At 40.9% G+C, this 13,614-nt stretch carries 16 protein-coding genes; 8 read left to right on the forward strand and 8 right to left on the reverse strand.

The features are described 5' to 3' along the window. The first annotated feature begins 18 nt into the window (after nt 1-18). The 4 genes from IQ274_RS21085 to IQ274_RS21100 all read left to right on the forward strand — a co-directional run bounded on the left by IQ274_RS21085 (nt 19) and on the right by IQ274_RS21100 (nt 4,259). Nucleotides 19-888, forward strand: coding sequence for an inositol monophosphatase family protein (locus tag IQ274_RS21085; RefSeq protein WP_194143325.1), 870 nt, complete (start codon nt 19-21; stop codon nt 886-888). 44 nt (nt 889-932) lie between these two features. Next, the gene (locus IQ274_RS21090) at nt 933-1,913 is read left to right on the forward strand and encodes a 2-dehydropantoate 2-reductase (protein WP_194143326.1); all 981 of its coding nucleotides are present in this window, start codon (nt 933-935) and stop codon (nt 1,911-1,913) included. A 128-nt stretch (nt 1,914-2,041) separates the two neighbouring features. Continuing rightward, nucleotides 2,042-3,532 carry an ABC transporter permease subunit gene (locus IQ274_RS21095; RefSeq protein WP_194143327.1) on the forward strand — a complete coding sequence of 497 codons (1,491 nt, stop codon included), beginning with the start codon at nt 2,042-2,044 and terminating at the stop codon, nt 3,530-3,532. Next, nucleotides 3,525-4,259 (forward strand): ATP-binding cassette domain-containing protein, encoded by a 735-nt coding sequence (locus tag IQ274_RS21100; protein WP_163927294.1) that lies wholly within the window; start codon nt 3,525-3,527, stop codon nt 4,257-4,259. Before IQ274_RS21095 ends, IQ274_RS21100 begins: the two co-directional genes overlap by 8 nt. Here the strand turns inward: IQ274_RS21100 and IQ274_RS21105 are convergent. After that, nucleotides 4,256-4,744 carry an NUDIX hydrolase gene (locus IQ274_RS21105; protein ID WP_194143328.1) on the reverse strand — a complete coding sequence of 163 codons (489 nt, stop codon included), beginning with the start codon at nt 4,742-4,744 and terminating at the stop codon, nt 4,256-4,258. The genes IQ274_RS21100 and IQ274_RS21105 overlap by 4 nt on opposite strands. Nucleotides 4,745-4,806: 62 nt before the next feature. On the opposite strand from IQ274_RS21105, the gene IQ274_RS21110 reads away from it, so the two are divergent. Further along, nucleotides 4,807-5,427, forward strand: coding sequence for an NADPH-dependent FMN reductase (locus IQ274_RS21110; protein WP_202985782.1), 621 nt, complete (start codon nt 4,807-4,809; stop codon nt 5,425-5,427). 5 nt (nt 5,428-5,432) lie between these two features. Here IQ274_RS21110 and IQ274_RS21115 read toward each other — a convergent pair whose 3' ends face one another. Further along, nucleotides 5,433-5,804, reverse strand: coding sequence for a TSUP family transporter (locus IQ274_RS21115; protein ID WP_012412541.1), 372 nt, complete (start codon nt 5,802-5,804; stop codon nt 5,433-5,435). Between the two features lie 23 nt (nt 5,805-5,827). After that, on the reverse strand, nt 5,828-6,793 hold the full coding sequence (locus tag IQ274_RS21120; protein WP_163927298.1) for an acetamidase/formamidase family protein: 966 nt from the start codon (nt 6,791-6,793) through the stop codon (nt 5,828-5,830). Nucleotides 6,794-6,911: 118 nt separating this feature from the next. On the opposite strand from IQ274_RS21120, the gene IQ274_RS21125 reads away from it, so the two are divergent. Continuing rightward, nucleotides 6,912-7,319 (forward strand): ankyrin repeat domain-containing protein, encoded by a 408-nt coding sequence (locus tag IQ274_RS21125; protein WP_163927300.1) that lies wholly within the window; start codon nt 6,912-6,914, stop codon nt 7,317-7,319. A gap of 288 nt (nt 7,320-7,607) precedes the next feature. Here the strand turns inward: IQ274_RS21125 and IQ274_RS21130 are convergent, their stop codons facing one another. Then, nucleotides 7,608-7,880: a hypothetical protein gene (locus IQ274_RS21130; protein ID WP_163927197.1), complete on the reverse strand. Its 273-nt coding sequence runs from the start codon at nt 7,878-7,880 to the stop codon at nt 7,608-7,610. A gap of 151 nt (nt 7,881-8,031) precedes the next feature. On the opposite strand from IQ274_RS21130, the gene IQ274_RS21135 reads away from it, so the two are divergent. Together IQ274_RS21135 and IQ274_RS21140 are read left to right on the forward strand one after the other, a co-directional pair. After that, nucleotides 8,032-9,264, forward strand: a complete 1,233-nt coding sequence (locus IQ274_RS21135; protein ID WP_194143329.1) for a DUF4336 domain-containing protein — start codon at nt 8,032-8,034, stop codon at nt 9,262-9,264. Between the two features lie 215 nt (nt 9,265-9,479). Beyond that, the gene (locus IQ274_RS21140) at nt 9,480-9,656 is read left to right on the forward strand and encodes a hypothetical protein (RefSeq protein WP_179072574.1); all 177 of its coding nucleotides are present in this window, start codon (nt 9,480-9,482) and stop codon (nt 9,654-9,656) included. A gap of 155 nt (nt 9,657-9,811) precedes the next feature. On the opposite strand, the gene IQ274_RS21145 is transcribed toward IQ274_RS21140, so the two are convergent. The 4 genes from IQ274_RS21145 to IQ274_RS21160 all read right to left on the reverse strand — a co-directional run bounded on the left by IQ274_RS21145 (nt 9,812) and on the right by IQ274_RS21160 (nt 13,547). After that, nucleotides 9,812-10,318: a GNAT family N-acetyltransferase gene (locus IQ274_RS21145; protein WP_194143330.1), complete on the reverse strand. Its 507-nt coding sequence runs from the start codon at nt 10,316-10,318 to the stop codon at nt 9,812-9,814. Nucleotides 10,319-10,350: 32 nt separating this feature from the next. Beyond that, nucleotides 10,351-10,905 (reverse strand): pyridoxamine 5'-phosphate oxidase family protein, encoded by a 555-nt coding sequence (locus IQ274_RS21150; RefSeq protein WP_163927306.1) that lies wholly within the window; start codon nt 10,903-10,905, stop codon nt 10,351-10,353. Between the two features lie 239 nt (nt 10,906-11,144). Then, nucleotides 11,145-11,669: a DUF937 domain-containing protein gene (locus IQ274_RS21155; RefSeq protein ID WP_012412549.1), complete on the reverse strand. Its 525-nt coding sequence runs from the start codon at nt 11,667-11,669 to the stop codon at nt 11,145-11,147. A 156-nt stretch (nt 11,670-11,825) separates the two neighbouring features. Beyond that, complete coding sequence (locus tag IQ274_RS21160) at nt 11,826-13,547, reverse strand: ATP-binding protein (RefSeq protein ID WP_163927308.1); 1,722 nt, start codon at nt 13,545-13,547, stop codon at nt 11,826-11,828. Between the last annotated feature and the right edge of the window lie 67 nt (nt 13,548-13,614).

Consider the following 13,614-nt stretch of genomic DNA (forward strand, 5'->3'; position numbering starts at 1 on the left):
TGAAAGGAGTTTGCTGCAATGTCCACAACACCAACTACTCGACTAATTTTGGAGACTTTACTCCCCCATCTGAAAGTAGCAGCAGCTTATGCCCATTTTCTTCAACCAAAAATTGCTGCACTTCCTGCTAAAGGGGAAGGAAACAACTTTTTTAGTGCTGCACTTACTGATGCGGATGTGGCTATTCAAAATCTAGTAGAAGTGGTATTACTGGGCACTTTTCCAGATATTCGCTTTTATGGAGAAGAGTATGCAAGTTCTAACAACACCAAGTATTTTCGTGCTACCAAACTCGGTTCAGAAGGTGATTACTTAGTCACACTCGACCCAATCGATGGTACAAAGTTTTACATGGATGGACATTCTAATTACCAAATTATTCTCAGTATTCTAAATGCAGATGACTTTGAGGCCGTAATCGCCATTTCTCCTGCCCAAAACATTTATTTTTATGCCCTTCGAGGTGAAGGTGCTTTTAAAGGGACTCTGGACATGAGCCTAGAAGCCTGTGCCCCATTACATATAACATCTGCCAAACCTGCTATTTTGTTGGGATGGGCAATGAATTCTATTGGACATTTACTAAAAGATCAATATCAAGTAATCGATATAGCAACTGATTACTCTAGTGATATTCAAATTCCTAATCTTAATGGTATTCTCACTGGTGATTTGAGTGGAGCAGTGATTAAATCGGGTAAATTTATTGATGTTGCTGCACTCGCTTTTATTGTGAAAGAGGCTGGTTGGATTGTAACTACTCTGGACGGTTCGACTTTACCGCCATTGCATACTTGTCAAAACTATAGTCTGCCTGGATTGATAATAGCTGCCTCAAAATCTGTTCATCAAGATTTAGTGAAAGCTGTGCAAGGCCTAGCTGTTTGAGGGTAAATAAGTAGTTAATTATTTGCTAACTATCCCTAAGCAAAATGAAAATCTGTATTGTTGGCGCAGGTGCAATCGGTGGATATTTAGGGGCAAAACTGGCACTGGCAGGTGAAGCAGTGACGCTAATTGCACGTGGTTCCCATTTAGAGGCGATTCAAAAAAATGGGCTGAAGTTGCTGATGGCAGACGGTTCTAGCCAAATTGCTACTCCGTTTTTGGCAACTAGCAATATTCAGGAAGCGGGGCCACAGGATGTAGTAATTCTAACTGTTAAGGCTCACAGTGTGCCTGCGATCGCACCCTTTCTCCCTGCACTCTACAATCCGCACACAATGGTGGTGACAGCCCAAAATGGCGTTCCTTGGTGGTACTTTCGTCAACATGGCAGTGAGTATGAAGGTACGCGGATTCAATCTGTCGATCCAGATGGGATTATTGAAGCTAGTATCGGTGCTGAACGCGCTATTGGTTGTGTGGTTTATCCGGCAACAGAGATAATTGAACCGGGTGTGATCAAACATATTGAAGGCGATCGCTTTACTCTTGGTGAAATCGATGGTAGTAAAAGCGATCGCATCCAATTATTGGCACAGGCTTTAAAACAGGCAGGATTCAAAGCACCAATCCGCAATCAAATTCGCACGGAAATTTGGATTAAGTTGTGGGGTAATGTGGCGTTTAATCCGATCAGTGCCCTGACTGGTGCTACTTTGGAGGATATTTGCCGCTATCCCCTCACCCGCGAACTAGCGCGACAAATGATGACAGAAACTCAAGCGATCGCAGAAAATTTGGGTATAAAGTTTGGTATTAGTTTAGAGCAGCGAATTAATGGGGCAGAAAATGTTGGTGCCCATAAAACCTCGATGTTACAAGATATTGAATCAGGACGCGCTACGGAGATAGACGCTATTGTTGGCGCGGTGGCAGAATTGGGAAAACTGACTCAAATTCCCACGCCTTATATTGATGCTATTTATGCCAGCGTTAAGTTGCTGGAGGCAACAAAAGTGAGAATTTGACGAACCACAGAGACGCAGAGAACACAGAGTGAGGAGGAATAGAGAGGATTTTGGTGTTACAGGTATTATCTGCTTGATTTATGTGACAGTTTCAGGTGCAGAATACCGATTATATAATTATCAAGTTTATGAAGAAAAAGAAAGCATGGCTATTAACAACACTGGTTGTAGCAGTAGTAGGAATCAGCATCATTACAGGACATAGTAATTCTTTAAAAGCTGTCTCATCGTTAGGTAAAGACACGCTAACGATGATTACTTCCCCAGATTATCCTCCTTATGAGTTTTATGATACTAAAGGAGGCGATCGCCAAATCGTTGGCTTTGATATAGATATTGCCAAAACCCTTGCTGAAAAACTAGGGTTTAAACTTAAAATAATGGAATCCGATTTTAATGGATTAATCCCTGCACTCCAAGCAAATCGCGCTGACTTTGTAATGGCTGGGATGACTCCGACTCCAGAACGTCAAAAAAATATTGATTTTTCAATTATTTATTACGAAGCTAAAGATACGATTGTCGCTCCTAAAGGTAGCAACCTGAAGCAACCCCAAGACTTATCAGGAAAAAAGCTTGGGGTACAACTAGGAACCATACAAGAACAAAATGCTCAGAAAATTGCTAAAAAAGTTGCGGGTATTCAGTTAAAGCAACTTAATAAAGTGCCGGAAGTAGTTCAGGAAATCAAATCTGGGCGAATTGATGCTGCAATTGTTGAGGATACCGTCGCTAAGGGATTTGCCCAAGCTAACCCAGATTTAGAATTTAATACTATTCCGTCAGAGGAAGCAAGTGGCTCGGCGATCGCTTTTCCTAAAGGTTCTTCTTTTGTAGAACCGTTTAACAAAGTTCTTCAACAAATGAAGGACGATGGCACATTGGCTAAACTAGTAACCAAATGGTTTTCAGAGAACACCACCGCTAACCCTGCATCCTCAACTCCTGTCAAAGGCGGATTAAATCTCGACTTCACCAGAATTCTTCCAGATATTCCTTTTATTCTGCGGGGAATCCCTTTAACTTTGTTGTTTACCCTATTATCTGTAACCTTGGGGTTAATTTGGGGAACAATCCTGTCTCTATTAAAAATTCTCGGCATCAAGCCGCTTACCTGGGTTGCTAATGCCTACACCTCTGTTTTTCGAGGTACACCTTTGTTATTACAGTTGGCATTAGTTTACTACGCAACGCCACAGCTTACAGGCTATGACATTTCTGCATTGGAGGCTGGGGTGCTAACTTTTACGCTGAATTCTGGCGCTTATATGTCGGAAACCATCAGAGGTGGGATTCAAGCGGTGGATAAAGGACAAAGTGAAGCAGCGATGTCTATGGGTGTTCCCTATTGGTTGATGATGTGGGATGTGATTTTACCCCAAGCATTGAAGAACATTCTCCCAGCATTGGTGAATGAAACTATCGGATTGCTTAAAGATTCTGCGCTGGTGTCAACGATTGGGGTAGTGGAAATATTACGTAGCGCCCAAATCGTTGGTGCAAACAAATATATTTATTTTGAACCACTGCTATTTGCAGGGTTAATCTACTATGTTTTGGTAATGGGGATGACTTTGGGTGCATCGGCTTTAGAAAGGAGGTTACGCGAAAGTGAGTAATGTAGTAATTCGCACGGAATTCTTATGTAAATCCTTTGGCAAACTGGATGTACTCAAAGATATTTCCACTGAGTTTTACCAAGGCGAAGTGGTTGCCATATTAGGCCCTTCTGGTTCAGGTAAGTCTACCTTTTTGCGATGCATAAACTTGCTAGAACAACCCACCAGAGGAAGAATCTATTTTCACGACCAAGAAATTACCAATCCCAAGGTAAACATCGCTAAAGTACGGCAGCATTTGATGATGGTATTTCAACATTTTAATTTGTTTCCCCACATGAATGTGCTGGAAAATGTCACCTATGCACCCATAAAGGTGAAAGGAATAAACAAGCAAAAAGCAGAAGAATATGGCTTAGAATTGCTTGCTAAGGTAGGTTTAGAAGAAAAAGTGTCTGTGTACCCATCCAAACTATCTGGGGGACAAAAACAGCGAGTAGCGATCGCTCGTGCATTAGCAATGGAACCAGAGATGATTTTGTTTGATGAACCCACCTCTGCACTAGATCCCGAAATGGTCAAAGATGTGCTGGAAGTGATGAAAGCTTTAGCATTATCTGGAATGACAATGGCGATCGTTACTCATGAAATGGGGTTTGCAAGAGTTGTTGCCAATCGAATTATGTTCCTCGACCAGGGGATTCTAGCAGAAGATACTACTCCTGGCGAGTTTTTCCAAAATCCTCAGTGCGATCGCGCCAAGCAGTTCTTAGAAAAAATGCTTTAGAACATCAGAAATTCGCCGCTTTTTTTGTATTCTTGAAACTTTTCTAAAACGGGGCGATCGTTTGGCATTAACGTCGGTAAGTCCGCCAAATCAAAAAATTCCAGCGCCAGCGATTCTCCATCTAAGCAAGCGAGGCTGCCTGACCATTCAACGGCTCGCAAAATTAAAATGAAGGTTTGGACGCGATCGCCATTGGGATAAGTTACAGTTTCAAAGGCTGGATTGGAAGAAAACCCCACAGCTGCAAAACGCTTAACCGTTAAACCAGTTTCTTCAAAAACCTCTCGCGCTGAACATTCTTCGGCAGATTCACCGACCTCTGGACAGCCACCAGGTAGTCCCCAAAGTTTGAAATCACTCCGCTTTTGCAACAAAACGCGCCCCAAATTATCCTCGATAATCACACGTGCGCCAAATAATAGAAGTAGGCGATCGCCTACAACTTGTCGTAACTTGCCGAGATAAGAGTCTGACCAATTCGCCATAACGAGAAAGTTTGTAAAGAAACTCTAAAGGTAGCAAATAGCGATCGCCTGAAAACAGGATAATGCAGCTGAACAGGTTAATTATTCCCATTCAACCTAGAATTATGGCATCTCCACCGAAAATCCTCGCCTTTGCTGGCAGCACCCGGATTGATTCTTACAACAAAAAACTGGTAAAAATCGCGGCGGCTGGCGCTAAGGCAGCAGGCGCAGAAGTGACTTACATAGACCTCCGCGATTTGCCCCTACCTCTGTTTGATGAAGACTTGGAAGCTCAAAAAGGACTACCAGCCAACGCCCGCACGTTTAAGGACTTGATGATTTCTCATCAAGGATTGTTGATTGCTTCGCCGGAATATAACAGTTCACTCACAGCAGTTTTGAAGAACGCCATTGACTGGGCATCCCGTCCAGCCCCAAATGAAGCACCATTGGCTGCTTTTGCAGGGAAGGTTGCTAGTATTATGAGCGCTTCCCCAGGCGCTCTTGGTGGTTTGCGGGGGTTGGTTCACTTGCGCTCTATTTTGGGAAACATCAAAGTTTTGGTACTTCCTGACCAGTTAGCCGTACCCAAAGCTTACGAAGCCTTTAATCCTGATGGCACGTTAAAAGATCCTAAACAGCAACAATCTATTGAAAAGCTAGGCGATGACTTAACAAAGATATTGCTGAAGCTTAATTAAATTCTTCAATTTGATAGTAGATAGCGAATACCTATCATTAGCACAAAGATGCCATACAGCTTTTTCATCAACTCACTGCTAATAAACGGCTGATTTGCAAACAATGCCCCGAAGAAGTTACCCACGATTAAACCAACTGCAATAATCAGGGCATATTTGATATTAAGATTACCGTTGCGATGGTAAACTAAGGCTGCTAAAATCCCGATTGGCAAAATTTGAGCAGCCACAGATGTTCCTGTAGCTAACTTCTGATCCAAACCAATTACTAACACCATTGCCGGAATCATAATTGCACCGCCACCGATACCAAACATTCCACCAGCAATGCCAGAAACTAAACCGATTAACAACAGTTGGATCGAGATATTAGACATAAAAATGGTTGATATATTGCAAATTACAAATTTACCGTATTAGACAAAATAGATTTGGGTAGCATTCCATGCACGCCTTTTTGAGGACTGTTCACAACTTGAGTAATGTGAAAATTTACAGCTAAACTACACAATACATAAGCATCTTCTGGCGATAAATTTGCAAAGCGTTCCAGAAAATCAATCATATTTTTTAAAGCCAATTCTAAGGCTTCATCTAAGGTTTGGGCAAACCCCATTGTAATGATATGAGTTGGAGTTTCGGCAATTGGTGTTGTTAGCTGTAAATCCTTGCGAAGTTTGAGGGTAATTCTACCATTCATGGAAGTTTCAATGGCAGTGACATTTACTTCGCCATCTCCCTGTGCAGAATGCCCATCACCAATAGAAAATAATGCACCTGGTACGAAAATCGGCAAAAATAAACGAGAACCAGCTAGTAATTCCCGGTTGTCGATATTACCACCGTAAGAACCTGGTGGGACAGAAGTTCGAGAAGTTTCTGGGGTAGCGACACCAAGAATTCCAAAAAACGGTTTGAGGGGAATTTTTATGCCAGCACCCGCCGGAAATTCAGCGATATTGTTGACTAAATCTAGAGGAATGAATCTCAACGCAGGTTGAGGAAACTGATGTGGTAAAGCTCCCCAACCTGTACGAATGGCATTAAAGCCAACGGGTACACTAGGTGCGATCGCATCTAATTGTACTTCTAAAACATCCCCTGGTTCGGCATCACGCACATAAATTGGCCCTGTGAGTAAATGCGGCCCCCCAGCAATCTTGCGTTCTGGTAAAAGATTTTGGCAGATATCGAGAAATTCTGGCGTGATAAATTCAGGTGGTGCTTTATCGTAAACGTAGTAACCAGTATAAGTTTCCACATCAACTGTATCACCAGAATCAATAGTGAGTGCTGGTTCTAGCAGATGGGAGAAACCACCCAGATGCACGGTTTCCTTAGTAGCTTTTAAAATGTAATGAGTCATCGCTATTCTTGCAATATGTCTAAATCACCAAGAGCCGCTTACTACAAAGCTTTAATTATTTACTTACGCTCACTTACTTGTACTAAATAATTCTAAAAACTAGCAGGAGGAAAAAATAATGTATGGAGACTACATTATACCTGATGAAGATTTTGCCGAAGCACTGATTCGAGCAATTCGCTTTCATTACTTGGAAGAAGTTCAAGCTCTTATTTCCGTTCAGCAAAATATCAATTCTAGAGACAGTAGTGAACTTTATTGGACTCCTTTAATGTATGCAGTTTTTGAAGAATCTCTAGATATAGTTAAATTGCTAGTTAAGGCTGGCGCAGATGTCAACATTAGAGGCTCAGATCCAGATGAATTTCCTTTAAATCTATCTGCTTATGCTTGCAATAATGCTTTTTTTCATAGTAATGAATTTGTTCGTAATAAGAAAATTTTTGATTACTTGGCTCCACTAACTTCGCTAGAACTACAAGAAATTGTACAGAGAACTCTAAATCGGAGTAATGAGCTTGATTGAAATAGATAGGATAGGAAAGTTATCGTAGTCGCCCAATTCTCAAAATCTGGAGCTAACTGCATCATCTGCTGATAAACATCGTTATTGAGCCACAGCACTAAAGGAAAAGAAAAATTATTGAAAAACTCCTTGTGCATATAATTAGCAGAAGTCCAAAATTGAGGTAGATTGTATAAGGATTCCAAACCTAGAATCATTAAGACTTTTACCCCATCATTGGATTCTTCAAGAATGACGTTATAAAGATCAATTTCTGATTCAATTAGATGGAAAACTTTAATATCAAATTCACAAAATTGACGTAATTTTTTCTATGAGGGGATCGCGTAGACTTGCATAATTACACCGTGCAAAAATCAGCTTAAACTGACATTGAGAAGCTTGAATATTTTGTAAAAATTCTAAATAGCTAACTTCAGCAAAGTATATTGGTAATTTTAGCTCTGTGCGTTCGTAACTGTACTCAAACTCAGCTACTACATCTATTGTTGGATTAGGTAACAAAAAGTATTGAGTAAAAGTGTAACTTTGATCGGGTTTTAAAATTCTATATTTACGCATAATTTTATCGGTAATGAACTACGCAGTAAATATTACGAATTACAATTAAGAATTAAGAATTGAGCTGATGATCTCAACAATTTGCTAAACTCCAACTTTGGGGATAGTAAATAAAAACAATTTGAGCAGGGAATTTGGAGGGGGTTGCAGAGTGGCTGATGATGAACGCATAGTCAATGCACAACAGATAAATCCAAAAGACTTTTCATGGGGATTATGGCCTGTTCTGCCACTCTACCCTTATGGCAGGCGGCAGACAATCCGCAAAGAAGTGGTTAAGGACACAATCTGGAATTTTGACCAGATTCAGGGCATTTTCTACGTTGTTGTGCCGATTCGCATGACTGTAGTTAAACTCGAAGCGGGAGGTCTTCTTATCTATGCGCCTGTTGCACCAACCCCAGAGTGCATCAGGCTTGTGAATGAGTTGGTGGCGGAACACGGTAATGTTAAGTACATTATTCTGCCGACTATTTCCGGTATAGAACACAAAGTCTTTGTTGGCCCCTTCGCCAGATATTTTCCGACTGCACAGGTATTTGTGGCTCCCCATCAATGGAGTTTCCCGCTAAATCTGCCTCTTAGCTGGCTTGGTTTACCCCCAAAACGGACTCAGGTACTCCCAGAAGATAGTAGCAAAACACCCTTTGCTGACGAGTTTGATTATGCGATGCTGGGCCCCATCGACCTTGGCCCTGGTCGATTTGCAGAAGTTGCTTTTTTCCACAAGCGATCGCATACTCTTTTAGTAACAGATTCTGTACTCTCTATCCCAGACGATCCACCTGCGATCGTTTTATTAGATCCATATCCCCTACTATTCCATGCCAAGGATTGTGCTTCTGATATTGTTGCAGACATTCAGGTAAATCGCCGTAAGGGTTGGCAGCGTATCTGTCTGTTTGCTTTGTACTTTCAACCAAGCGCACTAAATATACCCCAATGGAATCAGGTGTTGCAAGATGCCTTGAAAGCCCCAGAACGCTCAAGGAAAGCTTATTTTGGATTGTACCCCTTTCAATGGAATCCAGATTGGCTGCGATCGTTTGATGCCCTGCGAGGTAATGGGCGGTTGTTTGTTGCACCAATTTTACAGACGTTGATTCTCAACCGCGCACCACAAGAAACTATTGACTGGGCTGATAAAGTTGCTAGTTGGGACTTCGAGTGGATTATTCCCTGCCACTTTGATGCACCGATAAAAGCCCAAGCGTATCAGTTTCGTCAAGCTTTCTCTTTTTTGGAAAAGCAGCCTGCTGTTAGTGGGGGTTTATTCAGCAGTAGCAGCTATCCTTTACCAGAGGAGGATTTTAAAGCACTTAGGGAAATCGATGCAGGTTTAAATAAGTTGGGCATTGTGCCAGCAGCAAAGGAGAAGGTGTAAGAGAATTTTTTGTAACTGCTGTGCTAGAAAATCAGAAATTGCTATGACTGCAAAACTATAGTGGCTCGATTTTTGGTTTATAAATTAAACTTTGGCATTCAATTAGTTTGCAAATTCTTACCAGAGAAATAAGACTAATTCTTTCTATTGACTGTGGTCAAGTTCATAGATTAGTTGGTTAAATTGAGAATAGCAACTATGTAAAGATGAAAAAGATGAATAAGACATTACTAACGATTTTGATGCTTGCACTGTTACTCTTATTCATCATTTCTCCCTTTGCTGCCCTTGCTAGTTTGATGCTGGTAGTGTTAGTTTCGGCATTTTTCTCTTTACTTGGAAACTTATTTCAAGCAATAATTGCTGGTGACACTAACCCAAAAGGGTCATAAGGGACTTCCAAATAAAAAAATATCCCATCGCTTTAAGGGCAGGAAGCAGGGAGCAGGGGGAGGGAAAATCGTAGTGAAGTGCAGAGATTGGATAATTTATTTTTTGGAGTTCCCTAAAAGCAAAATCAAAATAAAGGGAGGATTTTAAAACTATTTCAAAAATCAATTTTCATCTTAAAAGAGATGCTACCAACTCGGTTGATTATTTCGCTACCAAGAACGACTTCAAAGCCAAACCTTTTATATAAACTCAAGGCTGGATTTGTCGATCTGATACTAAGTGATATTGATGAATAAGATGTTTGGGCTGCTGCTAACAAATGTGTGAGTAACTGCGTTCCTATACCTTTATTTCTATGTTGGGGAAGAATGGCAATAGCTAGTTCAGGAGTTTGATCGTCAACATAGCCATATCCTTTATTTTCACCTGTCAATAGACGCAGCCATGCAGATCCTACTGGCTGATTACTAGTTTCTAGAATAGCGATAAAGCCGCTATCATCTTTACTTCCCCAATTTTTAACATATTTTGCCAAATCAGGATTATTTATGGCATCCTGCACTGTCAGATTACCTTCTTTTTCTAGATGCGCTGCTTCATAAAGCATAAGCCAGAGAAAAGGCTCATCTTCCTGTGTCAATGGACGAATAGAATAATCCATAACTCATGCCCTAAAGTCCGCTTTTGTAAAATTTAGGATAATTTACTTAGCGGTGTTGGTAAACCGTCAATGCTGACAAGATTTTTCTTCTGTTGATATTCTCGAACTCCCTCTTCACCTTTTTTACTAGCCCAGTTTACTAAAGTCTGGCGCTGACCCCGATATTCATAAAGTGGTACGCCAAAACCACAAGAAGTCTGTACTTTTTCAATATCAGCAACGATAATTTGGCGAGTTCCAGGCATTGGTAAAAACAGAGAGTACAGAGAGTCCCAGTCTGGAGAATTCGGTAAAATCGTCTTTCCTTGACCGTAAAGACGCAGAATAGATGCGGGTTCTTCAAAGGCGCAAAACATGAAGGTTATTCGCCCATTTTCTTGCAAATGGGCTGAGGTTTCATTACCACTGCCTGTAAGGTCTACGTAACCTACTTGCTTGGGAGAGAGAACGCGAAAGCATCCTAAACCTTTAGGAGATAGATTAACATGACCCGTAGGACTCAAGGGTGCAGAGCCAACAAAGAAAAGGTGTTGGGCTGCAATAAAGTCTTGCAGTTCGTCTGTAATACAGTCAAAAAGTTTAGACATAGACTGTCTGATTTATATTCACATACAAATTTCTCATCTTCTCAGCCTATGCCTTAGCTAAATATCTAGCAAGGCCCAATTGCCGATGTCTGAGCAAATGGGAGTTTGGAGTTAGGAAAAGTATTAAGTAAGTGGGCGTAAATAATTATCTTTGGGATAAGGAAATAAGCAATAGGCATAAGGGTTTTAGCCTAGTTCCTTTTTATTTACATAAGTTTGATTTTATTGTGCCAACTTACTTACTGCCTCATATACCGACTAGCCATTTGGATGGCATCAGCGATATCTACATCACCATCGCCGTCAGCATCCAAGAAGGAATTCAGTACAGGATTCCCGCCAGCTTGGGGATTTTGAGCATTTGCACCTGATTGCAAAAAATTCAGGACTAAAGGTACTGCTAAAGGTAGCAATTGTTGAACTATACCAGCATCCAATCCAGTGCGCTGGGCAGCAACCTGAGCTACCTGTTGTTGTATCTGAGGAGAAAACAGCGAATTGACGGCTTGGGGGTTAGGTGAAGTCCCAGCATATTGATTCACTAAACTTTGCGCGGCTTCATTACCATCTGTGGCTTGCTTGTCTTGTAAAGCAGAACGCACTTGACCACCCACAATTGACAAAACTGATTGAATGGTAGAAGGGTCTGCACCAGTACTTTGGCTTAATTGTTGTACAGTGTTAATAATTCCTCCCAGTTGCCCTAAGCTTCCCTGTTGATTGGGATTAGCAACTGCACCAAGAATTTGATCGAAAAGTCCCATAAATTTATTTCTCCCTTTGTTCTCAAAAAGCTTGCCAAAACTGGCTTGAAGTGTTTGTGTAGGCAAACTTTCGTCAGTCCACTAAAAGATTTAAACACGCAACCTTATACTTGCTGTTAATTATTATGAAAAAATTAACTTTGAAAAGCTACTAACTCAAGGATGAGAAATGGGCAGAGCGATACCTGCGATGGGCAGAGCCAACGCAAACTCTGTACCTTTATCTAACTCAGATTGGCAGGTAATCTTACCTTGATGTTTTTCTACCACAATTTGATATGCGATCGCTAGCCCTAAACCAGTACCAATGCCTCGTGGTTTGGTGGTAAAAAATGTTTCAAATATCTTTTTCTGATTTTCTGGTGAAATACCAGGGCCATTGTCGGCAATTCGCACTATCACCAAATTATTCTCCCAGCATTCTGTAATAATAGTGATTTCAGGGAGAAATTCGGGATTTTCAGCTGATTTTTGCTCTAAAGCATCAAGTGCGTTGCTGAGAAGATTCATAAATACTTGATAAAGTAAACCTGTATAACCTGGAACCTCTGGAATTTCTCCATAGCTACGAACAAGGTTAATGCCATTTTTCAGGCGATTATTCAGAATCAATAATGTACTATCTAGACAAGCGTGTATGTCGACTAACTGTGCTTCTCCATCGTCTAAACGAGAGAAATCTTTCAAACTTCGGACAATTTCTCGCGTGCGTTCAGCACCAACTTTCATTGAATTAAAGAGCTTTGGCAAATCGACTTCTAGAAACTCCAAATCAATTTCTTCTGCGAGAGTTTGCACGGCAGTGGAAGGCTGAGGAACTTCGGCTTTATATACTTGCAGTAATGCTAATAAATCGTCAGTATAGGTTTTCGCGTGTACGAGGTTGCCAGAAATGAAATTTACAGGATTATTAATTTCGTGGGCAACACCAGCCAGCATTCTTCCTAAACTAGACATTTTTTCACTTTGAATTAGTCGGACTTGGGACTCAGCCTGTTGTTCTTCTAAAAGGTGCTTCACCTGTCGAATTAGCTGGTTAAGGGAATTAGTTAAAGCCCCAACTTCATCTTGAGTAATTACGGGCGCTTGCAAGTCAAAATTGGCTTCTTGGCTAACTTTTTGGGCGATATCTGTCACCGCTTTAATCGGATAGGCAATGATTGTACTGGTGTAGAAAGCCAGGATAGCAGCGATCGCTACTGACAGCAGCATACTAGCAATAATAATTTGGGCTTGGATAAGCGCAGCTTGTTTTTGGGCTACATCTCCTTCCTGTTGGCGTTCTTGAAGTGTTTTAGCAAAGTCGGTTAACTCATGGGCAAATTGATAAAACTTCAGAGCATTCTGACCTTGACTAAATTTCAAGATTAATTGCTGTGCTTTTATAGCTCCCTCTGGCTGTGAACTTAATGGCAAAATTTGTTGAATCAGTGCCCTGAGTTGTTCAAAATATCCGCTTATTGTACTGTTATGCTTTGTCAGCAGAGTTTGTAAATCCCCTTGCGAATTGGTTTGACTAAATTCCTGTGCTTGAGAAAGCAACGTTTCAGCCTCTGCCATATCGCTTTTGAAATCAGAAATTCGTCTTTGCAACGCTTGCAAATGCTGTATAGAAGGCACTATTTCTTGCTGGTTGATCTGTATTTCTAACAGTTCACCTTGCAAACTACTTAACAAGTTTGCTTCTTCATCTACTAAGATCATCTCTTGTCTAGCTTGTTGAAAGTAGCGATCGCCTATTACCAACCCTGCTGTCGTTCCTAAAACTGCAACTCCCAAAGCCAAACCGTATCCATAAAAAATTTTTTGCCGAATACTAAGGCGATGGAATCTTTGTTGAACCCAGTTAAAGTATTTTAATTTAGGTATCGCAGTCATGGTATTACTCGCTATTGAATTTTTTTACTAAGTGGTTTTTCATCAAAAACAAGAAATCCAGCCGCAA

Source organism: Nostoc sp. LEGE 12447 (assembly GCF_015206985.1).
Taxonomy (GTDB): domain Bacteria; phylum Cyanobacteriota; class Cyanobacteriia; order Cyanobacteriales; family Nostocaceae; genus Nostoc.

Bases quoted from the DNA above. Each gene is read 5' to 3' on its own strand.
- IQ274_RS21085 (WP_194143325.1), top strand. From the start codon at position 19: ATGTCCACAACACCAACTACTCGACTAATTTTGGAGACTTTACTCCCC.
- IQ274_RS21090 (WP_194143326.1), top strand. From the start codon at position 933: ATGAAAATCTGTATTGTTGGCGCAGGTGCAATCGGTGGATATTTAGGG.
- IQ274_RS21095 (WP_194143327.1), top strand. From the start codon at position 2,042: ATGAAGAAAAAGAAAGCATGGCTATTAACAACACTGGTTGTAGCAGTA.
- IQ274_RS21105 (WP_194143328.1), bottom strand. From the start codon at position 4,744: ATGGCGAATTGGTCAGACTCTTATCTCGGCAAGTTACGACAAGTTGTA.
- IQ274_RS21110 (WP_202985782.1), top strand. From the start codon at position 4,807: ATGCAGCTGAACAGGTTAATTATTCCCATTCAACCTAGAATTATGGCA.
- IQ274_RS21115 (WP_012412541.1), bottom strand. From the start codon at position 5,804: ATGTCTAATATCTCGATCCAACTGTTGTTAATCGGTTTAGTTTCTGGC.
- IQ274_RS21120 (WP_163927298.1), bottom strand. From the start codon at position 6,793: ATGACTCATTACATTTTAAAAGCTACTAAGGAAACCGTGCATCTGGGT.
- IQ274_RS21125 (WP_163927300.1), top strand. From the start codon at position 6,912: ATGTATGGAGACTACATTATACCTGATGAAGATTTTGCCGAAGCACTG.
- IQ274_RS21130 (WP_163927197.1), bottom strand. From the start codon at position 7,880: ATGCGTAAATATAGAATTTTAAAACCCGATCAAAGTTACACTTTTACT.
- IQ274_RS21140 (WP_179072574.1), top strand. From the start codon at position 9,480: ATGAATAAGACATTACTAACGATTTTGATGCTTGCACTGTTACTCTTA.
- IQ274_RS21145 (WP_194143330.1), bottom strand. From the start codon at position 10,318: ATGGATTATTCTATTCGTCCATTGACACAGGAAGATGAGCCTTTTCTC.
- IQ274_RS21150 (WP_163927306.1), bottom strand. From the start codon at position 10,905: ATGTCTAAACTTTTTGACTGTATTACAGACGAACTGCAAGACTTTATT.
- IQ274_RS21155 (WP_012412549.1), bottom strand. From the start codon at position 11,669: ATGGGACTTTTCGATCAAATTCTTGGTGCAGTTGCTAATCCCAATCAA.
- IQ274_RS21160 (WP_163927308.1), bottom strand. From the start codon at position 13,547: ATGACTGCGATACCTAAATTAAAATACTTTAACTGGGTTCAACAAAGA.